General features: G+C 71.9%; 9 protein-coding genes. 1 reads left to right on the top strand and 8 read right to left on the bottom strand.

Features of this window, described 5'->3' with window-relative positions; all coding sequences use genetic code 11:
* Positions 1-53 precede the first annotated feature (53 nt).
* On the top strand, positions 54-896 hold the full coding sequence (locus tag IE325_RS29910; RefSeq protein ID WP_190073206.1) for a DUF4097 family beta strand repeat-containing protein: 843 nt from the start codon (positions 54-56) through the stop codon (positions 894-896).
* A gap of 81 nt (positions 897-977) precedes the next feature.
* Here IE325_RS29910 and IE325_RS29915 read toward each other — a convergent pair whose 3' ends face one another.
* The 8 genes from IE325_RS29915 to IE325_RS29950 all read right to left on the bottom strand — a co-directional run bounded on the left by IE325_RS29915 (position 978) and on the right by IE325_RS29950 (position 22,056).
* Positions 978-1,826, bottom strand: coding sequence for an ABC transporter permease (locus IE325_RS29915; protein WP_229912112.1), 849 nt, complete (start codon positions 1,824-1,826; stop codon positions 978-980).
* On the bottom strand, positions 1,823-2,767 hold the full coding sequence (locus IE325_RS29920) for an ABC transporter ATP-binding protein (protein ID WP_190073207.1): 945 nt from the start codon (positions 2,765-2,767) through the stop codon (positions 1,823-1,825). The genes IE325_RS29915 and IE325_RS29920 overlap by 4 nt, the downstream gene beginning before the upstream one ends.
* A 126-nt stretch (positions 2,768-2,893) precedes the next feature.
* Positions 2,894-3,745, bottom strand: coding sequence for a DUF4097 family beta strand repeat-containing protein (locus tag IE325_RS29925; RefSeq protein WP_190073208.1), 852 nt, complete (start codon positions 3,743-3,745; stop codon positions 2,894-2,896).
* A 37-nt stretch (positions 3,746-3,782) separates the two neighbouring features.
* Positions 3,783-4,277: a hypothetical protein gene (locus tag IE325_RS29930; RefSeq protein ID WP_190073209.1), complete on the bottom strand. Its 495-nt coding sequence runs from the start codon at positions 4,275-4,277 to the stop codon at positions 3,783-3,785.
* 123 nt (positions 4,278-4,400) lie between these two features.
* A complete protein-coding gene (locus IE325_RS29935) occupies positions 4,401-5,603 on the bottom strand; it encodes a cytochrome P450 (RefSeq protein ID WP_190073210.1) in 1,203 nt (400 codons plus the stop codon).
* 14 nt (positions 5,604-5,617) lie between these two features.
* Positions 5,618-5,842: an MbtH family protein gene (locus IE325_RS29940; RefSeq protein WP_190073211.1), complete on the bottom strand. Its 225-nt coding sequence runs from the start codon at positions 5,840-5,842 to the stop codon at positions 5,618-5,620.
* A complete protein-coding gene (locus IE325_RS29945) occupies positions 5,839-7,161 on the bottom strand; it encodes a lysine N(6)-hydroxylase/L-ornithine N(5)-oxygenase family protein (protein ID WP_190073212.1) in 1,323 nt (440 codons plus the stop codon). The genes IE325_RS29940 and IE325_RS29945 overlap by 4 nt, the downstream gene beginning before the upstream one ends.
* Before the next feature lie 42 nt (positions 7,162-7,203).
* Positions 7,204-22,056, bottom strand: coding sequence for a non-ribosomal peptide synthetase (locus IE325_RS29950; RefSeq protein WP_190073213.1), 14,853 nt, complete (start codon positions 22,054-22,056; stop codon positions 7,204-7,206).
* Positions 22,057-22,089 lie beyond the last annotated feature (33 nt).

Genomic DNA, 22,089 nt, shown 5'->3' on the forward strand with positions numbered 1-22,089 from the left:
GCCTGCCGCCTCCACCGCATCGACGGCCGCAGACATACCGAAGGCGGCCCGCCATGCCGACGTTCGACACTCCCGCACCGGTCCGTGTGGTGCTCAACGTGATGTTCGGCCAGGTCCGGATCCTCGCGAGCGACCGCGCCGAGACGACGGTGGAGGCGTTTCCGCGCGACCGTGACGACCACGACGACGTGCGGGCCGCCGAGCAGTTGCACATCGACTACACCGAGGGCCGACTGCTGGTGAACGTCCCGGAGTCCGGCCAGGGCGGCGGTGCCGTCATCGTGGCGGTGACCGTGCCCACGGGATCGAGTCTGCACGGCCGGGGTACGGCCGCGGACTTCCTCGGTGTGGGAGAGCTGGGCGAGTGTCAGCTCAGCACGGGGCTGGGGCACATCACCCTCGACCGCACCGGCCCACTGCAACTGGCCGCCTCCCTCGGTGACATCACGGTCGGCCGTGCGGCCGGCGGCGTCGAGGCCACGGCCGACCGGGGCGACGTCCATCTCGCGCAGGTCGACGGCGGGGCCACGATCCGGGCGATGGGCGCCGGCAATGCCACGGTGGGGGAAGTGCGCGGCGTCGCCCGCATCCACACCGAGCAGGGCAGCATCAGGATCAGCCGCGCCCATACCGATGTGGAGGCCCTGACGACGCAGGGCGGCATAGACATCGACGAGGTGGTGCGGGGCTCCGTCCTCGCCGCCACCACGTTCGGCAGCATCCGGGTCGGTGTCGCCGAGCACACCGGCACCTGTCTGTCCCTCGACTCGTCCGCGGGCACCGTCTACACCGCCCTCTCCCTTCTGGAGGCCTGGACGCGGGTGGACGCGTTCGTGTACGTCCAGGCCCGGACGGTGATCGGCGACATCGTGGTGGAGCGTGCCTGCGCGCGGTGAGTCCGCCCGCACGCCGAAGGCCCTGACGGGGAACGGGCGATGGTCGGTCCCACCGCCGGCTCCCCGCCAGGGCCCGCTCGCTCAGCCGACCCGCTGCAGCGCCTTCTCGCGCCGCTCCGCGACCGTGGACCCCGACTCCCGGCGGGCCATACGGCGCAGCACGAACGGGGCGATGGCCAGGCCGAGCACGGCCCAGGCGCCGAGCACGGCCACGGTCTCCAGATGGCGCCAGGACTCGCCGATCTCGACGGCCACCGCACTGTCCGGCAGCAGCGCCGAGCGCATGCCGAGGCCGAGCCAGTAGACGGGGAAGATCTGGGCGATCACCTGCACCCAGTCCGGCAGCGAGGAGACCGGGTAGAAGATGCCGGAACTGGCGATCATGGCCATCATCGGCATCATGATCAGCCCCTGGCTGCGGGTGCTGGTGAACGCCGAGCCCAGCACCGCCCCGATCGGCAGGGTGGCGATCAGTCCCAGGGCCAGCACCCACAGCAGCGTCAGCCAGGCGTCCGCGCTGCCGATCGAGAGCCCGGGGACGATCAGCAGGCCCGGGATCAGGAAGATCGCGAGGTCGACGATCAGCCCCAGCGTGACGAAGACGATCTTGCCGGTGAGATAGCCGGCGACTCCGTTCGGCGTGGCCTTCGCGCGCAGCAGGGTGCCGTCCTCGCGTTCCATCGTCAGCAGCTGGCTCATGGTGATCATGGCCATCGCGGAGTTCATGCCGAGAATGCTGGGGAGGACGAGTGTGCCGAGGTCGAAGCCGGTGTCGCCGAAGGAGACGTCCCGTACGAAGTAGGTGACGAGCAGCATCAGTACGGGCCACAGGAAGTGGTTGAGGAGGTCACCGGCGTTGGTGAGGGACTGCCGCAGTTCGATCAGTCCGCTGGACCAGCCGGCCCGCAGCGCGCTCATGGTCGGGCTCATCGGACCACCTCGTACGACTCGTTGTCGGATTCCGCCGCGTGGGCGTCGGTGCTCTCGCCGGACTCGGCACGGCGCACCAGGGTGAGATAGGTGTCCTCGAGTGAGGCCCGGCGGACTTCGAGATCACTGATGCCATCGCCGTGCCGCTCGAAGAGCTCACGGACGAACCGGGTGGACTCCGTGGTGGTGTGCTCGTGGCGGCGGCCCTCCAGGGTCCACCGCACCTGGTCCTCGCCGGCGATCCGGCGGGCCAGGTCCGCCGCGGTGCCGTCGGCGATGATGCGGCCGCCGTCGAGCACCATGATGCGGTTGGCGAGCTTCTCGGCCTCGGACAGGTCGTGGGTGGTGAGCACGATCGTGGTGTGCCGCTGGGCGGCGAGGCCCTCCACCAGTTCGTGGAACTCTCGCCGGGCCACCGGGTCGAGGCCGGCGGTCGGCTCGTCGAGGAACAGCAGCTCGGGGCGGCCGACGAGGCCGATGGCCACGTCCAGCCTGCGGCGCTGCCCGCCGGACAGCATCCGTACCTTCTTCTGGGCGTGCGGTGTCAGGCCGACGGCCGCGATGAGCTCGTCGGCGTCCCAGGGGCGGCTGATCTCACCGCTGCTGTAGGGGGCGTAGTAGCGGCCGAGGTGGGTGAGCAGTTCACGGACCCGCCACCGGCCGTGGTCGCGCCACGATTGCAGGACGACCCCGATCCGGGCCCGCCACCGCTCGTCGGCGTGTGCCGGGTCGGTGCCGAGGACCTCGACCCGGCCGGCCGACCGCATACGGAAGCCTTCCAGGATCTCCAGGGTCGTCGTCTTGCCGGCGCCGTTCGGGCCCAGGAGGCAGACCACTTCGCCGTGGTGCACCCGCAGGGTCACATCGCGCAGGACTTCCGTGCTGCCGTAGCGCATGCGCAAGCCCTCGACATCGAGTACGGCCTCTTCGCGCGCTGTCATGGTTGATTCCCCAGTCTTCAGACGCGCACGCCCGTCCGGGCGTGCGGATGGGAGGTGCGGTCCGGAGAGCGCCGGGGGATACGCTCCGGACCGCGGCTCGGCAGCCCGCGGGGATCTACCTGGTGGTCACCAGGCGCGACGGACGACGATGTCCCCGTCGAAGGTGCGGGCACGCACCGACACGACGTCGTCGTTGTCGGCGGGACCCGCGACCTCTTCCAGCCGGCTGTGCACACTGCCGGCCACGGTGCTGACGTCGAGCTTGGCCGCGCTGCCCTCGCGGATACCGATCTCGATCTCCGCGGAGGCGGCGGTGACCTGCACCGAGCCACGCCTGACCTCGGCGAGCCGGACGGTGCCGTGGGCCGTCTTGACCTGGACGCCGTCGTGCGCCCGGTCGACCTGGAAGTCGCCGGTCATGCCGGTCAGTTTGGCGCTGCCGGTGATCTCGCCGATCCAGGTCTCCCCCATGTCGTTGCCGATCTCGGCGGTGCCATGGATCTCGTCGGCCCGGATCGCACCGGAGCCGTTCGCGATCTTGGCGTGGCCCTCGACGCCGGCCACGGTGATCTCCCCGCGGGACGTGGCCAGGCGCACCGGCCCCGTCCGGTCGAGGCGGATGTCGCCCTCGGCGGCGTTGAACCGGCATTCGCCGAGCTGTCCGGTGGAGCGCACCGTCCCCCAGCCGATGCTGCCCCGCAGCTGCGAGCCCGCGGGCAGCTGCACGGTCACGTCGATCGATCCTGCGGACTGCGGGCCGCCCGAACCGCGGCGCGGCGAGGGCCCCTTGACCGTCAGCTTGCCGCGGCCGAAGTCCACCCGGGTCTGCTCGGCGGCCCGTACGTCGGCGGGGTTGCCGTCGTCCGCGGGCCGGATCTCCACGACGGTGTCGACGCGTTTGCCCGCGATGAGCTGCACCTCGCCCGCGCTGATCTCGATCCGGACCGAGATCGGTTCGGGGGTGTCGTACGTGGCCATGCCGGAGCTCCCTGGTCAACTGGTGCGGTCGCGCCGCCTACCGCACCCAACCCGTGACATGCCGCTGCCCGGACGACGGGCGCCGCTGCGGGTGACTCGGGGCGGTGTGCAGTGTGTCGTTGACGGCCCGTACGAGCCAGGCGTTGACCGAGAGTCCGCTCTGCCTCGCCGCCTCTTCGATCCGGGTCTTGAGCGGGCCGGGCACGCGGAAGTTGATGCGTGCCGGAACGCCCTCGCCCTGCGGATCCGTGGCGGACGGGGCAGGCATGTCCTCGGGGACGGCTTCGGCGGGTGCCTGAGTCACCACGAAGCTCGGGTCCAGGCCCTGCAGCCGGATGTCGACCGATCCCGGGGCGAACTCCCGGGAGATCTCGTCCGTGGCCGCCGACAGCACCTCCAGGAGGGTCAGCCGGACGGACGCGTCGAGCGAGGCGAGCAACCGCTCCGCGAGAGCGTGCGGCTCCTCACCTGTCGCCGCCGCCGTGGCGAGGAACTCGCGGCGGAGGTTGTCGACATACGGCGTCAACTTCATGGCGCTATCGTGGCACACATATGGCGCCACCCACAAGGCGCCGCCTCACGACCTGCACCTACCGCCGGTCATCGATTGCGCCATCACGGCGCTACCGTGACCGGCCCAGGGAGCCGGCCGGTCTCAGGCCGGTACGACGCGCACCGGCAGACTGTTCACCCCCGTCGTGTCGAAGCCGAGCGAGAACTTGGGCGCGGCGTCCGGGTCCGTGCGCAGCTCCGCGTAGCGGTCGAACAGCAGGTTCATGGCGACCCTGCCCTCCATCCGGGCCAGTGGCGCGCCCAGGCAGAAGTGGATGCCGCGGCCGAAGCCGAGGTGCTTGTTGGGGGTGCGGCCGGCGTCGAAGGAGTGCGGGTCGGTGAACTGGCGCGGGTCGCGGTTGGCGGAGCCGTACCAGACCAGCACCATCTTGCCCTTCTCCATGCGCTGCCCGGCGACCTCCACCTCACGGGTGGTGGCCCGGTAGGTGGCGGCGACGGGGCTGAGGTAGCGCATCGACTCCTCCAGCAGGCTCGGCACCAGCGTGCGGTCGCCGCGCACCCGCACCGCCTGGTCGGCGTAGTGGTCGAGGCACATCACGGTGTTGCCGATCAGCATGGTCGTCGTCAGATAGCCCGCGATCAGCAGCATCTTGCCGAAGTTGACGATGTGGTTGTCCGTCAGCCGCTGCCCGCCCACCTCGGCCTCGATGAGCCGTCCCATCAGGTCGTCCTGGCGGGTCCGCAGGCGGCTCTGCGCGGTGTGCTCGCGCAGGTACTCCAGCATCTCCCGCATCGGGCCCATGGATTCGGCGAAGACGCGCTCCTGTTCCTCGACGTCGTCGGACATCGACAGATCGCCGAGGCTCTCGGTCATGCCCCGCATCCACTTCTCCACCAGATGCTGGTCGGCGCGGGGGATGCTCAGCAGTTCGGCGACCACGGTCACCGGCAGCGGATAGGCGAGGCTCGCCATCAGGTCGAACCTCTCCTCCCCCTCGATCGCGTCGAGCAGTTCGTGGGTGAGTGCGGTGATCCGCGGTTCGAGGTCGGCGACCACCTTCGGGGTGAAGGCATGGCTGACCAGCTTGCGCAGCTCACGGTGGTCCGGCGGGTCGGTCTGCAGCAGGTCGCCCTCGGTGAACGACTCGTCGACGCCCATCGGCACCAGGCTGGAGGTCTCGGACGAGAAGGTGCCCGGGTCGCTGAGGATCTCGACGGCCTCCGGGTAGCCGTAGACGATGTAGGCGTCCATCTGCTCGTCGTACGTGACCTGTTGTTCGGGTCTACGTCCGTAGAGCCAGAAGTGCTCCGGGTGGATGCCCCACCGATCGGCGAGAGATGTCATTGCGGTCGTTCTCCTTACGATGCCTGGTCGGCGGCCATCGCCTCGCGCAGTGAGCGCGGACGCATGTCGGTCCAGTTCTCCTCGACGTGGGCGAGGGCCTTCTCGCGGCTCTCGTCGCGCAGCACGACGCGCCAGCCGTCCGGCACCTCGGCGAACGTGGGCCACAGCGAGTGCTGTCCCTCGTCGTTGACGAGGACGTGGAAGCGGCCTTCGGCGTCGTCGAACGGGTTGGTGCTCATGCGGGAACTCCCCTTTCCTGGGCGGCGGTGCGCCCGGTCACGATCGAGTGCGCGATCTCGCCGCTGCGTACGGCGATGTTGGACAGCAGCGACGACGACAGTCCGTGGGTGTGCTCCGCGCCGCCCTGCAGATAGATGCCGCAGGTGAGGTCGTCCGCACCGAGCAGGCGGTAGTCGCGGGCGATGCGGTAGCGGCCGTCGTCGTCCTGGCTCAGACGGCCTTCGAGGCCGGTCAGGATTCCGGCGGGGTCCATCGGGTCGTATCCGGTGGCGCACACCAGGACGTCGACGTCGAGGTCGTAGGTGTCGTCGTCGATCAGCGAGTGGACGGTGACACGGGTGTGCTGGGCGACCCGTTTGGCGTCGACGACCCGGGACAGCCGCGCGAACCGCAGCCGCTGCCGGCCCTCGGTCTCGTCGTCGCTGGCCCGCCGGTACAGGTCGCGGATCACCTCGTCGTCCACGACCGAGTAGTTGGTGTTCTTGTGGTAGCGCCAGATGGCGTCCTTGGCGCGCTGGGTGCCGCGGTAGAAGTCGTCGACGGCCGCCGGGTCGAACACCTCGTTGGCGAAGGGGGTGTTGTCCGCGATGGCGTACCCGTACGACGGGAGGATGGCGTGCACCGTCGCGTCGGGCACCGTGTCGTACAGGAACCGGACGATCTCGGCGGCGCTCTGGCCCGCGCCGACGACGGCCACCCGCTTCAGCCCGCCCTTCTTCCAGGCGCGGAAGTTGTGCAGGAAGGCCGAGCTGTGCCAGACGTGCTCGTCGCGTTCCAGGCCGACCGGCATCCTCGGGACCAGGCCGGTGGAGACGACGACGTTGCGTGCCTCGACCTGGCGCGTGCCGGCCTCGTCACGCAGCACGACGCGCAGCCGGTCCACGGCGCCGGTGCCGGGGTCCGTCACCGGCTCGATGGCGCTGACCTCCGTGCCGTACGAGACACGGTGGCGCACCTTGGACTCGGCCCACTCCAGGTAGGAGTGGAACTCGCGCCGGGTCGGGAAGAAGTCGCAGTTGTTGACGAACTGCGCCAGCCGGCCGGTGTCGTGCAGATAGGCCACGAAGGAGAAGGCCGAGGTCGGGTTCCGGAAGGTGGCGAGGTCCTTGAGGAAGGAGACCTGCATCTTCGCGGACGGCATCAGCATGCCCTGGTGCCAGCGCAGCGACGGCTGGCGCTCGAAGAACCTGGCCGTCACCGGTTCCGGTCCCTCCTCCAGCGCGATCGCGAGCGACAGGTTGGAGGGCCCGAAGCCGATGCCGACCACGTCGTACGTCTCCGTCTCCGGTGCGCGCGGCTCGGATTCCTTGGTGTCCACAGAGTTGTGATCCACAGAGTTGGCGTCCACAGAGTTGTCCCCTCAACTTCCGGCCAGGTCCTGGCTGATGAGCGTGCAGATTTCGGTGGCCGGGCGCGGCAGGTACATGTCCTCGTGGGCGCTGTGGATGTCGTGCCCGTGCACGGCACCCTGGATGTACGGCTGCCACAGGTCCGCGAACGAACCCTCCGGTTTCGGTACGGCGTTGAAGAACAGCGCGTCGCCGCGGTAGACCGGGGCGGCGTACTGCCTCATGAGTGCGACGAAGTTGAGGCCGACGCCGACCGCGCGGTCGATGAAGCCACGGTGGTCCGCGGTGTCCTGCGCACCGGCCAGATGCGCGGCGAAGTAGTCGCGGACCTCGCTCTCGGCGGGCGCCGCATGCCCCGCGAGATGGTCGCTGGGCACACTGTCCAGCAGGGCGAGCAGCCCCACCTCGTGTCCCCGGCGCTGCAGTTCGGCCGCCACGGCGTGCGCGAGGGTGCCGCCGGTGGAGTGGCCCAGCAGATGGTAGGGCCCCTCCGGCTGGCGGGCCAGCACCCGGTCGGTGTAGTCGGTGACGATCTCCTCCATGGAGCCGGGCAGCGGCGTGGTGCCGTCGAGGCCGGCCGCCTGGATGCCGTACACCGGGCGGTCCTCGGGCAGCAGTTGGCCGAACCCGAAGTACGGCCAGCACAGGCCGCCGCCGGGGTGGAACAGCCACAGCGGCTCGCGGTCGCCGTCCTTCTTGACGGTCAGCACCGGGGCGTACGGGTCGATGGACTCGTCCGGGCCGCCGTCCGCGTCCATGTGCACGAGGAGTTCGGCGACCGTGGGCGCCTCGAACAGCAGCCGGAGCGGCAGGTCCACGCCGAGCACCACGCGGATCCGGCCGGCCAGTCGGGCGGCCAGCAGGGAGTGCCCGCCCAGGGCGAAGAATCCGTCGTCGATGCCCACCCGGCCGAGCCCGAGCACCTCGGCGAACAGCCCGCACAGAATCGTCTCGCGCGGGGTGCGCGGGGCCCGGCCCACGGCGGCCCTCGCCCGGTCGGGGGCGGGCAGCGCGGCCCGGTCCAGCTTGCCGCTGGCGGTCAGCGGCACCGACTCGATCGGGGTGATCACCGCGGGCATCATGTGCTCCGGCAGCCGTGCGCGCAGATGCTCGCGCAGCGCGTCCGGTTCGGCACCGTCCGGGCCCGGCACGACATACGCGGCGAGCCGCCGGCCGTCGACCACGACGACGGCCTGCGCCACGGCGGGATGGGCGCGCAGCGCGGCCTCGACCTCGCCGAGTTCGACGCGGAAGCCGCGGACCTTCACCTGGTCGTCGGCACGCCCGCGGAACACCAGCTCGCCGTCCTGCGTCCACGCGGCGAGGTCGCCCGTGCGGTACATCCGCTCGCCCGGTCCTCCGAACGGTGAGGCGACGAAGCGGTCGGCGGTCATGCCGGGCCGCCCCGCGTAGCCACGGGCCAGGCCCGCACCGGAGAGGTACAGGTCGCCGGTCACACCGGGCGGGACCGGGCGCAGTGCCGCGTCGAGCACATGGGCGCGGGTGTTCTCGATGGGCCGGCCGATGGTGAGGGTGGAGCCGTCGCCGGTCAGCGGTTCGCCCATGGTGGCGCACACCGTCGACTCGGTCGGGCCGTAGACGTTCAGCATGCGCCGGTCCGCGGACCACTGGGCGATCAGTTCCGCCGATGTCGACTCGCCGCCGACCACCAGGCATTCCACGCCGGTGAGCGCGTCGTGCGGCAGGGTCGTGAGCATCGACGGCGTCATCATCACGTGGGTCACGCCGTGTTCGTCGATGGTCTCCGCGAGCGGGGTGCCGGGGGCCAGCCGTTCGGTGTCGGCGAGGACCGCGCTCGCGCCCGACAGCAGCGCCGTGAACAGCTCGCACAGCGACACGTCGAAGCTCGGCGAGGCCAGTTGCAGCATCCGGCTGCCCGCAGTGATCCCCATGCGCCGCACATGGGCGGTGACCAGGCTCGCCACGCCCCGGTGGGTGACCTCGACGCCCTTCGGCGTGCCCGTCGAACCGGAGGTGTAGATGACGTAGGCGAGATCGTCCAAGGTGCCGGGCACGTCGAGCGGTTCGGGGGCGGGCGCCGACAGGGTGTCGTAGCGGAGGGTGTCGATGTCCGCCGCGGACAGGGCGGGGGCCGTCGTGTCATCGGTCACCGCGAGTCGGGCACCGGAGTCGTCCAGCATGTAGGCGATCCGGTCGGCCGGGTAGGCGGCGTCGACGGGCAGATAGGCGCCGCCAGCTCGAAGCACGGCCAGCAGGGCCACGACCATGCCGGGCGACCGCCGCAGCGCCACGGCCACCACGGAGCCGCGCCGGACGCCACGCCGGACGAGTTCACCGGCCAACCGCCCGGCGCGGGCGTCGAGTTCGCGGTAGGTCAGGGTCTCCTCGGCACTGATGACCGCCGGTGCGTCCGGTGTGGCCGCGGCCTGCCGGGCGAACTGCTCGGCGACCGTGCCACCGGCCACGGGTGTGACCGTGGGAGCCGCGGACTCGACCGGCCCCCGTGCGTCCAGGCGTCCGACCGGCAGGTCGGGATCGGCCGCGAACCGCTCCAGGGTGCGGGCGAGACGGGCCGCGATGTCGTGCGCCGCGACCTCGTCAAACGCGCCGTGCCGGTAGTGCACGTCCACGCGCAGATCCGGGGCGAGCGTCGCGGACACGCCCAGCGGGTAGTGGGTGCCGCTCGTGGAGTCGAACCCGTCGATGGCGAAGCCGGTGGCGTCCCGGGCGTCGCTGAGCCCCTCCTGGTCCACGGGGTAGGACTCGAAGACGACGGCGGTGTCGAAGAGGGCGGGCAGCCCCGTGGACCGCTGGATGTCGGCCAGTGAGTGGTGGTGATGGTCCAGCAGGGCGGTCTGCCGCTCCTGGAGTGCGGTCAGCATCTGCCGCAGGGACTCCCAGGGCGACAACCGGACGCGTACGGGCAGGGTGTTGATGAACAGGCCCACGATCGAGTCGGCGCCCGGCAGCGCGGGCGGCCGGCCCGACACGGTCGCTCCGAACACCACGTCCTGGCGTCCCGCCAACTGGCTCAGCAGCACGGCCCACGCACCCTGCACAAGGGTGTTCATCGTCACGCCGGCTTCGGCGGCGCACCGGGCGAGCCCTGCGACGACGTCCGCGGACAGCGGGACCTCGACCTGCCCGGTGCCGCCCGCCTCGGCGTCGGGGGCGAGCAGGGTGGGTTCGTCGAGACCGTCGAGCTCACGGGCCCAGGCGTCGGCGGCCGCACTGGGATCCTGGTCCGAGAGCCAGGCCAGGAAGTCGCGGTAGCCACGCACGGCGGGCAGGTCGGAGGCGTCGCCGCCCGAGCCGTACAGAAGCAGCAGGTCCTGGAGCAGGAGCGGCATGGACCAGCCGTCGAACAGCACATGGTGCGCGGTCAGGACCAGCTCGGACCGGTCCTCGTCCAGGGTGATCAGCGCCAGGCGCAGCAACGGGGGCCGGGCCGGGTCGAAGTGGGCGGCACGGTCCTCGGCCAGGAAACGATCGACCGCTTCCCGCTGCTCCCCCACCTCTGTGAAGTCCATGTCCTGCCACGGCAGTTCGACTTCGTCGAGGACGAGCTGGACGTGGTCCCCGGTGGCGTCGGCCACGAACGCGGTCCGCAGCGAGGCATATCGGTCCAGCAGCGCCTGCCCGGCCGCCCGCATCCGCTGCGGGTCCACCGCGCCGGACAGGTGGTACACCATCTGCATGTGGTACGCGTCGAACGAAGCGTCCGCCATCAACGCGTGGAACAGCAGACCCGACTGCAACGGCGCCAGCGGCCACACATCCCGCAGACCCGGATACGTCCGCTCCCACGCGGCCAGTTCGCCCTGACCCACCGTCACCAGGGGTACGTCGGACGGCGTCAGGCCGCCCGCACCGGGTGTGGCGACATGCTGGGCGAGTGCGCTCAGGGCCTCGCACCAGGCATCGGCGAGTTCCTGCACCTCCGCACTCGTCAGCACACCCGTCGGGTATGCGAACCGCGCGCTCAGCTGCGGCTGTCCGTCCACTTCCTCGACGAGGGCGTTCACGTCCAGGACCGCCAGTGCGGGCAGGGCCGGGTCGAGCGTGGGCAGTGCATGGACCTGCGTCGACTGGTTCCAGCCGAGACCGCGCAGGTGTTCCGGCAGGTCGGCTGAGGAGAAGTGCCCGAGGTAGTTGAAGGAGATCTGTCCGGTGGAGTGGGCGGCGAGGGCCGGTCCGGTCTCGTCGTTGAGGTAGCGCAGCAGGCCGTAGCCCAGGCCCTTGTCGGGGATGGCGAGCATCTGCTCCTTCACCGCCTTCACGACCGCGCCCGCAGCCGGGCCGCCCGCGAAGGCGTCGTCGAGATCGGCGCCCGAGGTGTCCAGGCGTACCGGGAACATCGTGGTGAACCAGCCGACGGTGCGGGACAGGTCGGCGCCGGTCACGGCGCTCTCCTCGCGCCCGTGTCCCTCCAGCCGCAGCAGGGTCGAGGACTCCCCCACACCCCGCGCACGCCGCCAGCGAGCCACCGCCAGCGCCAGCCCCGCGAGCAGCCCGTCGTTCACGCCGCCACGGAAAGCCGCCGGCACCGCCGTCAGCAGCGCCTCCGTCACCGTCGTGGGCAACCGCACCCACACGGAATCGACGTCCGCCTGCACATCCACGGCGGGATCCAGCGCACGCGCCCCCAGCAGCGGGTCCGGGCCGTCCACGACCCCTTGCCAGTACGGCAGTTCGGCGAGCCTCTCCTCCGACATCGCCTGGTCGGCCAGGGCGTGCGCCCAGCGCCGTACCGACGTCGCCACGGGAGCGAGCTCGGGCTGCTTGCCTTCCCGTACGCGGCTCCAGGCCTCCGCCAGGTCCGGCAGCAGAATCCGCCAGGACACGCCGTCCACGACCAGGTGATGCAGCGCGATGATCAGCCGGCCGGGCGCGAGCCACACGAACTGCGCCATCACGCCCGCCGCCGGGTCGAGCCTGCTCACCGCGGCGTCCAACTCCCGCTGGAGATCGGCCTGTTCGTCGGTGACGCGCAGGAGTGCGGCCGCGTCGAGCGAGCCGGGCGGCAGTACCTCCAGTACGCCGTCGCCCAACCGCGACCGCAGTACGTCATGGCGGTCCAGGACCGCGCCCAACGTGGCGATCAGGCCCGGCTCGTCGATGTCGGACGGCAGGTCGAGCACCGTGCTCATCGGGAAGCGGTCGCTGCCGGAACCCTGCCCCAGCAGATATCTGGCGATGGGCAGCAGCGGCATGCTCCCCACCCCGCCGCCGTCCAGTTCGGTGAGGACGGACGACGGGTCCCCGGTGCCCGCCCGGCCCGCGACCAGCTCCGCAAGGCCGGCCACCGTGCGGCGCTCGAAGACGTCACGGGGCTTGATCTCGATGCCGTGGGCGCGGGCACGGGAGACCACCTGGATGGAACGGATGCTGTCGCCGCCGAGGAGGAAGTAGTCGTCGTCGACGCCGACCCGCTCCAGGCCGAGCACATCGGCGAACACCTCGGCGAGGGCCCGTTCCCCGTCGGTGCCGGGAGCCCGGTAGTCGCCGCCGGTGAACGTCGGCTCGGGCAGCGCGGCCAGGTCCGGCTCGCCGTCGGGGGTGAGGGGAAGGGTGTCGAGGAGCACGAACAGGGACGGGACCTGGTCCTCGGGCAGCCGGTCGGCGACGAAGGCCCGCAGCTCCGCGACGGCGATACGGTCTGCCGCGTCGGAGGTCGGCAGGACATAGCCGACCAGTCGGCGGCCGGCGCCGCGGCCGGCGCGGGTGTCCGCCACGGCGCGGGCCACGTCCGGGTGCGCGGTCAGGGCTGCCTCGACCGCGTCGAGGTCGATCCGGACCCCGCCGAGCGTCGTCTCCCGCGCGCTGTCCGGACGTACCGGATCGGGCGCGGCGAGGGGTGCCTCGGGGCGGGTGACGAGCTCCCGCAGGGTCGCCGTGAACCGGCCGATGAGGTCTTCGGCCGTGGAGCGGTCGAAGAGGTCGGTGGCGTACTCCAGGAAGCCCGTCACGCCCTGGTCGGGTGCGTCGGCCATGGTGAGGAACAGGTCGAACTTCGACGTACCGGTGGCGGCCACGCGCGGCAGGGCGCGTACGGTGCCCAGCCGGAAGTCGTCGGCCATGTGCTGCCAGCCGAACATCACCTGGAACAGCGGGTGGTAGGCGGTGGACCGCTCGGGGTTCAGCAGCTCCACCAGCCGCTCGAACGGGACGTCCTGGTGGTCGTAGGCGGCCAGGGCCTTGTCCCGTACCTGGTCGACGACCTGGCCGAACGTGGGCCGGTCCGGCATCCGCACCCGCAGCACCCAGGTGTTGACGAAGAAGCCCACCAGGTCGGAGAGCGCCTCGTCGGTGCGGCCGGCGATGGGCGAGCCGATCGTGAGATCGTCGCCCGCTCCCAGGTCGCGCAGCAGCACGGCGAACGCGGCCTGAAGGACCATGGAGGTCGTCGCGCCGCGCGAGCGCGCCAACTCCCGTACGGCTTCGGCGAGTTCGGCGTCGATGTGGAAGCCCGCGGTGTCGCCGCGGTGGCTGGGGTTCGACGGCCGGGGGCGGTCGGTGGGCAGCCGCAGTGGCTCCGGCACCCCCGCCAGTTCCGTCGTCCAGTACGCGTACTGCCGGGCGGCCAGGCTGGCGGGGTCGTCCTCGTCGCCGAGGAGATCGCGCTGCCACAGCGTGTAGTCCACGTACTGCACCGGCAGCGCGGGCACGGCGGGCGCGGCACCCTCGGTGCGGGCGGCGTAGGCGGTGGCCAGATCCCGGGTCAGTGGTGCGACCGACTCGCCGTCACCGGCGATGTGGTGCAGCACCAGCACCAGGGTGTGGTCGTCCGGGCCGCAGCGCAGCAGCCGTGCCCGGACCGGGATGTCGCCGCCGAGGCCGAAGGGGCGGGCCAGTTCGTCGGCCACGGCGGTGTCCAGGTCGCCGGGGTCGGTGTCGACGACGGGCAGGTCAGCGGTGACCTCGTCGGTCGGCAGGACGCGCTGGTAGGGCACACCGTCGGGTCCGTCCTCGATCAGGGTCCGCAGGCTCTCGTGCCGGGCGATCAGATCGTGCAGGGCCGCTCGCAGCGCGGCGACGTCCAGGGTCCCCTCCAGCCGCAGCACGACGGGCACGTTGTAGGTGGCGGAGGGTCCCTCGAAGCGGTCCACGAACCACAGCCGTCGCTGTGCGGACGACAGCGGGATCGGTTCCGGCCGCTGTCCGGCCGGCTTCAGGACCGGGCGGGTGGAGGCGCCGCCGTCCAGGCGCAGGGCGAGACGGGCCACGGTGGGCGTCTCGAAGACATGCCGGATGGGCACGTCGGCGCCGAGGACACCACGGATACGGCTGACGAGTCGCGTGGCCAGCAGGGAGTGCCCGCCGAGGGCGAAGAAGTCGTCGTCGACGCCGACCGTCTCCAGGCCCAGCACCTCGGCGACGAGCCCGCACAGGATCTCCTCCTGCGGGGTGCGGGGCTGCCGTGTCCCGGCGCCGCCGAACTCGGGTTCCGGCAGTGCGGCGCGGTCCAGCTTGCCGTTGGCGGTCACGGGCAGCGTGTCGAGGACGACGAACGCGGGCGGGACCATGTGGGCCGGCAGCCGTTCCTCGGCCCGTGCGCGCAGCTCCGGGACCAGGTCCTCATGGCCTTCACCGGCGGGCACCACGTACGCCGCGAGCTGCCGCCCGCCCGTGGCCGACTCGCGGGCGATCACCACGGCCCGGTCGACGTCCGGGTGGGAGCCCAGCACGTTCTCGATCTCGCCGAGTTCGATCCGGAAGCCACGGATCTTGACCTGGTCGTCGGCGCGTCCGGCGTATTCCAGTGTGCCGTCGGGCCGGCGCCGGGCCAGGTCGCCGGAGCGGTACATGCGGCTGCCGCGCGGGCCGTACGGATCGGCGACGAACCGCTCGGCGGTCAGCCCGGACCGCCCGTGGTAGCCGCGGGCCAGGTGCGGCCCCGCGATGTAGAGGTCGCCGGTGACCAGGTCGGGCACCGGTCGCAGGGCACCGTCCAGGACGTACACCCGGGTGTGGGGCAGCGGCGACCCGATGGGCGGCGCGCTGTCCCCGCTGAGCGGCTCGCTCATGGTGGCCACGACGGTGGTCTCGGTCGGGCCGTACGCGTTGACGAGGCGTCGGCCCGGGGCCCAGCGGGCCACCAGTTCGGCGGAGGACGCCTCGCCGCCCACGGCGAGCCCGCGGAAGGTCTCCAGTCCCTCGGGGTGGAGCGTGGCGACGACGGACGGCACCAGCAGGCTGTGGGTGACTCGGCGTTCGCGCAGGAAGCGGTGGAGGGCGTCACCGACAAGGGGGCCGTGCGGGGGCAGTACGACGGTCGCCCCGGCGGGCAGGGCCATCAGGATGTCCATCAGGGCGCCGTCGAAGCTGGCCGAGGCGAACTGCAGGACCCGGCTGCCGGGTGTGACGTCGAGCCGCTCGGCCAGCGCGGCGGCGAGGTTGGCGATGCCGGTGTGCGGGACGAGGACGCCCTTGGGCAGACCGGTGGAGCCGGAGGTGTAGATGATGTAGGCCAGGTCGCCGGTGCGGGGGCGGGGCTCGGGCACGGTCGCGGGCCGGGCGTCGATCGCCTCGCGGTCCTCGACGAGGTCCACGACCACGGCGTCACCGTCGGCGATCCCGTCGCGGGCGCGGGGTGCGGTGACCACCAGGCGGACGCCCGAGTCACGCAGCATGAACGCCAGCCGGTCGGCCGGGTAGTCCGGGTCGAGCGGGACGTACGCGGCACCGGCCTTGGTGATGGCCAGCAGACCGATGACGAGGTCCGCGCCGCGCTGGACGCACAGGCCGACCTTGGTCTCCGGGCCGGCGCCGAGCGACCGCAGATGGTGGGCGAGCCGGTTGGCGCGCTCGTCCAGTTCGCGGAAGGTGAGGGTGGTCCGGGCGTCCTCGACGGCGATCGCGTCGGGGCGGGCGGCCACCTGCGCCTCGAACAGGGCGGGCAGGGTGGCCACCGGGAGCGGCGCGTCGGTCGTGCCGCCACTCGTCAGGATGTGCCGCCGCTCGGCGGGGTCGAGGACATCGACCCGCCCGGCCGACAGGTCGGGGTCGGCGGCCAGTTGCTCCAGCACGCGCCGGTAGCGGGCGGCGATCGCGGTCACCGTCTCGGCGTCGAACACATGGTGCTGGTACTGGAGGGCCAGCCGCAGGTGCGGGTCGGCGTCGGCGGTGACCACCAGCGGATAGTGGCTGCCCGTGTAGGGCCGGATACCGGTGACGGTCACGCCGGCCGCCGAATGCGCCTCGGTCAGACCGGTGCGGTCCACGGGGTAGGACTCGAAGACCACGGCGGTGTCGAACAGGGCGGTCAGTCCGATGGACTGCTGGATCTCGGCCAGTCCGTGGTGGTGATGGTCCAGCAGGGCGGCCTGCCGCTCCTGCAGCCCGGTCAGCATCTGACCCAGCGATTCCCGCGGCGACACCGGGACGCGTACGGGCAGGGTGTTGATGAACAGGCCGACCATGGAGTCGACTTCGGGGACCGCGGGCGGCCGTCCGGACACGGTGGCGCCGAAGACGACCTCGTGGCGGCCGGTGAGCGCCCCGAGTACGACGGCCCAGGTGCCCTGCACCAGGGTGCTGAGGGTGATGCCGAGTTCGGCGGCGCGCCGGGCCAGGGCACGGGAGAGGTCGGCGGTCAGCGAGACATCGACCTGTCCCACCTCCGCGTCCTGTTCCGCCGTGGCGTCGGGGGCGAGGAGGGTGGGTTCGTCGAGACCGTCGAGCTCACGGGCCCAGACGTCGGCGGCCGCGGCACGGTCCTGCGCCGACAGCCAGGCCAGGAAGTCTCGGTAGCCGCGCACCGGGGGCAGGTCGGAGGCGTCGCCGCCGGAACCGTACAGCCGCAGCAGATCCTGGAGCAGCAGCGGCATGGACCAGCCGTCGAACAGCATGTGGTGCGCGGTCAGGACCAGTTCGGACCGGTCCTCGTCGAGGGTGATCAGCGCCAGGCGCAGCAACGGGGGCCGGGCCGGGTCGAAGTGGGCGGCACGGTCCTCGGTGAGGAAGCGATCCACTGCCGCCTGCTGGTCTCCTGTCCCCGTCAAGTCCATGTCCTGCCAGGGCAGTTCGACCCGGTCCAGGACGAGCTGGACGTGGTCCCCGGTGGCGTCGGCCACGAACGCGGTACGCAGGGAGGCGTACCGGTCCAGCAGCGCCTGCCCGGCCGCCCGCATCCGCTGCGGGTCCACCGCGCCGGACAGGTGGTACACCATCTGCATGTGGTACGCGTCGAACGAAGCGTCCGCCATCAACGCGTGGAACAGCAGACCCGACTGCAACGGCGCCAGCGGCCAGACGTCCCGCAGACCCGGATACGTCCGCTCCCACGCGGCCAGTTCGCCCTGACCCACCGTCACCAGTGGTACGTCGGACGGCGTCAGGCCGCCCGCACCGGGTGTGGCGACATGCTGGGCGAGTGCACTCAGGGCCTCGCACCAGGCGTCGGCCAGTTCCTGCGCCTGCTCACGGGTCAGGATGCCGGTGGGGAAGGCGAAGCGGGCGTTCAGTCGCGGTCCGTCCTCGGCGTCCTCGACGAGGGCGTTGACGTCCAGCACCGCCAGTGCGGGCATCGCCGGGTCGAGCGCGGGCATGGTGCTGGCCGCCGCCGATCGGCTCCAGCCGAGGTCGCGCAGGTGTTCCGGCAGGTCGGCGGAGGAAAAGTGCCCGAGGTAGTTGAAGGCGATCTGCCCCGTGGAGTGGGCGCCGAGGACCGGTCCGGTCTCGTCGTTGAGGTAGCGCAGCAGGCCGTAGCCCAGGCCCTTGTCGGGGATGGCGAGCATCTGCTCCTTGACGGCCTTGATCACGGCGGCGGCCGCCGGTCCGCCCGCGAAGGCCTCGTCCAGGTCGGCGCCCGAGGTGTCCAGGCGTACCGGGAACATCGTGGTGAACCAGCCGACCGTACGGGACAGATCGGCGCCCGGGACGGCCTCCTCCTCACGCCCGTGGCCCTCCAGACGGAGCAGGGTGGAGGGTTCGGTCACGCCCTGGTCGCGGCGCCATCGGGCCACCGCCAGCGCCAGCCCCGCGAGCAGCCCGTCGTTCACGCCGCCACGGAAAGCGGCCGGCACGGCCGTCAGCAGCGTCTCCGTGACCGTCGCGGGCAGCCGCACCCAGATGCTGTCGACGGTTGCCTGGACGTCGACGGCGGGATCCAGCGCACGCGCGCCCAGGAGCGGGTCCGGTCCCTCCACCACTCCCTGCCAGTACGGCAGTTCGGCGACCCGTTCCTCCGACACCGCCTGGTCGGCCAGGGCATGGGCCCAGCGCCGCACCGACGTCGCCACCGGAGCGAGCTCGGGCTGCTTGCCCTCCCGTACCCGGCTCCATGCCTCGGCCAGGTCCGGCAGCAGGATCCGCCAGGACACGCCGTCCACGACCAGGTGATGCAGCGCGATGATCAGCCGGCCGGGCGCGAGCCACACGAACTGCGCCATGACACCCGCAGCCGGATCCAACCTGCTGACCGCTGCGTCCAACTCCCGCTGCACATCGACCTGTTCATCCCTGATACGCAGCAACGGACGCACATCGACCGACCCCGGCGGCAGCACCTCCAGCGCACCATCGGTCAGCCGCGACCGCAGCACATCATGGCGGTCCAGCACCGCACCCAACGTCGCCACCAGGCCCGCCACGTCCATACCGGACGGCAGGTCCAGCACCGAACTCATCGGGAAGCTGTCGATCCCGGCGCCCTGCTCCAGCAGGAAGTGGCCGATCGGCAGCAGCGGCATCCGCCCGACGCCGCCACCGTCCAGTTCCGCCAGCACGGTCGGTTCCCCGGTCCCCGCCCGGCCCTCGACCAGCTCCGCCAGGCCGGCGACCGTCCGGCGCTCGAAGATCTCGCGGGGGCTCACCTCGATGCCGCGGGCGCGAGCGCGGGAGACCACCTGGATGGAGCGGATGCTGTCGCCGCCGACCGCGAAGAAGTCGTCGTCGACGCCGACCCGGTCGAGGCCGAGGACATCGGCGAAGACATCGGCGAGGGCGTGCTCGTGGGCGGCACGCGGTGCCCGGTAGGTCTCGGCGATGATCTCGGGGGCGGGGAGGGCGGAGCGGTCCAGCTTGCCGTTCGGTGCGAGCGGCATGTGGTCGAGCATCACGAAGGCGGACGGCACCATGAACTCCGGCAGCCGTTCGGCGGCGTAGCGGCGCAGTTCGGCGGCGGACACGCCCGCGGTCAGGTCGACGGCCAGGTCGCCGAGGCTCTCGACGGTGCCGCCGCTCGCTCCCGTGGCCACCACGTGGGCCACCAGTTGCCGGCTGCCGGTGCGGCCATGGATGCCGACGACGGCCTGCTCGACCGCGGGGTGGGAGGTCAGTACGGCCTCGACCTCGCCGGGCTCGATCCGGAAGCCGCGCAGCTTCATCTGGTGGTCGTCGCGGCCGGCGAACTCCAGCTGTCCGGCGGCGTTCCAGCGGGCGAGGTCGCCGGTGCGGTACATGCGCTCGCCGGGCGGACCGAACGGGTCGGCGACGAAGCGCTCCGCGGTCAGCGGGGCCTGGCCGAGGTAGCCGCGGCCCACGGCGCCCGCCACGTACAGCTCGCCGACCACACCGGGCGGCACGGGGGTGAGCCCCGGGCCGAGGACGTAGGCGCGCATGTTGGCCAGCGGCACACCGACCGGGGCGCTGCCGGAGACGTCGGGGACGGCCGGTTCGGTGACGTCGCAGACGGAGGCGTAGAAGCTCTCGCTCTGCCCGTAGGCGTTGATGACCCGCACCCCGGGGAAGGCGTCCCGCACCCGCCGTACGAGTGAGGTGGGCAGTGCCTCGCCGGCGAAGACGAGGGTGTCGACCGTCGTCTTCCCTGCGATGTCGTCGATCAGTTCGCTGAAGACGGAGGGCACCGTGCTGATGACGCTGCCGGTCCAGCCGCCCCGCTCGCCGAGGGTGAGGACGTCGCGGACGACCTCGACGGTGCCGCCGGTGCTCAGGGTGGTGATGGTCTCGAACACCGACACGTCGAAGTTGATCGACGTACCGGCGAGCATCCGAGCGCCCGGGCCGAGGCCGACCGCCGGTGCCAGCCGGGTGACGCCGTTGACGACGCCGTGGTGGGTGATGGCGACGCCCTTCGGGGTGCCCGTGGAGCCCGAGGTGTACATGACGTAGGCGAGGTTGTCCGGTCGCGGCGCGACGTCGGGGGCGCCGCCGGGGCCGTCCTCCAGGTCGATGTCGTCCAGGTGGAGGCGGGGCGTGCCGTCGTCCGGGAGCACGCTCGCGGTGGCCCGGTCGGTCAGGACGAGGCAGGGCCGGGCCTGGGACAGGATGAGGTCGAGGCGGGCGCTGGGATAGCGCGGGTCGATCGGGACGTAGGCGGCGCCGGACTTGAGGATGCCGAGCAGGGCCACGACCAGGTCGGCGGACCGGGGCAGCGCCAGGCCGACCAGGGTCTCGGGGGCGGCGCCGTGCCGGGCCAGCGCGTGGGCGACGCGGTCGGCGCGGGCGTCGAGTTCCCGGTAGGTGAGTTCCTCGGTGCCGAAGACCACGGCGAGCGCGTCCGGGGTCGCGGCGACCTGCCGCTCGACGAGGCCGGGCACGGTGACGCCGGGGGTCGGCGCGGAGGTGCCGGCGTAGCGGTCGAGGAGTGCGCGCTCGGCGGGTTCGAGGACGTCGACGTCGCCGACGCGGGTGGCGGGGCCGGCGACGAGCCGCTCCAGGACCCGGATGAAGCGCCGGCCCATCCGCTCGACGGTGGACCGCTCGAACAGGTCGGTGGCGTATTCCAGGGTGCAGCGGATGCCGCCGTCGGTGGCGGTGAGGTTGAACTCCAGGTCGAACTTGGCGGTTGCCGTGGGTACGGCCTCCAGCTGTGCGGTCGCGCCGGGGAGTTCGAGGTCGATCCGGGCCTCGGTCTGCCAGCTGAACATGACCTGGAAGAAGGGGTGGTAGGCGGTGGACCGCTCGGGGCTGAGGGCCTCCACCAGCCGTTCGAAGGGCACGGCCTGGTTCTCGTAGGCGCCGATGGCCTTGTCCCGCACCTGGTCCAGCACCTGGTCCAGCGGTGGATTGCCGGACAGGTCCGTGCGCAGCACCCAGGTGTTGACGAAGAAGCCGACCAGGTCCGTCAGTTCCTCTTCGGTGCGTCCGGCGATGGTGGAGCCGAGGGTGATGTCGTCCCCGGCGCCGAGCCGGTGCAGCAGGACGGTGAGCGCGGCTTGCATCGCCATCGACAGGGTCAGGCCACGCCGCTGGGCCAACTCCGTGACGGCTGCCGTCAGTTCAGGGGTGACGGTGAACTCGACCGCGTCGCCGCGGTGGCTGGCCCGGGCGGGACGCGGGTGGTCGGTGGGCAGCCGGGTCTGCTGGGGGGCGTCGGCCAGTTCGGTCCGCCAGTGGCGCAGTTGGGTGGCGAGCACGCTGGCGGGGTCCTCGGTGTCGCCGAGGAGTTCACGCTGCCACAGCGTGTAGTCGCCGTACTGGACGGGCAGTTCGTCCCACTCCGGTGCCGTGGCGCGGACCCGGGCCGTGTAGGCGGTGGCGAGGTCCCGGGCCAGCGGGGCCATCGACTCACCGTCGGCGGCGGCGTGGTGGACCACCAGGACGAGCACGTGGTCCTCGGGTCCGCGGCGCAGCAGGGTGGCCCGCAGCGGGATCTCCGTGGCCAGGTCGAAGGTGTGCGCCGCCGCGTCGGCGAGGAGTGCGGGCACGTCGTCGGGTGCCGCGTCGACGACCGGGACGTGGAGCCGCGTCTCGTCCTCGGGCATGACCCACTGGCCGGGCATGCCGTCCGTCTCCTCGACGAAGAGGGTGCGCAGGCTCTCGTGCCTGACCACCACGTCCCGGACCGCCGAGGCGAGCGCACCGGTGTCGATCGCCCCGCGCAGCCGCAGCACGAACGGGATGTTGTACGTCGCCGACGGTCCTTCGAACCGGTCGATGAACCAAAGTCGCCGTTGTGCGTAGGACAGGGGGATCATGGTGCGTTCGCTCCTCGCTCGGTGTTCTGGGAG

The sequence above is a fragment of the Streptomyces lanatus genome (genome assembly GCF_014655715.1).
In the GTDB taxonomy this organism is placed as follows: domain Bacteria; phylum Actinomycetota; class Actinomycetes; order Streptomycetales; family Streptomycetaceae; genus Streptomyces; species Streptomyces lanatus.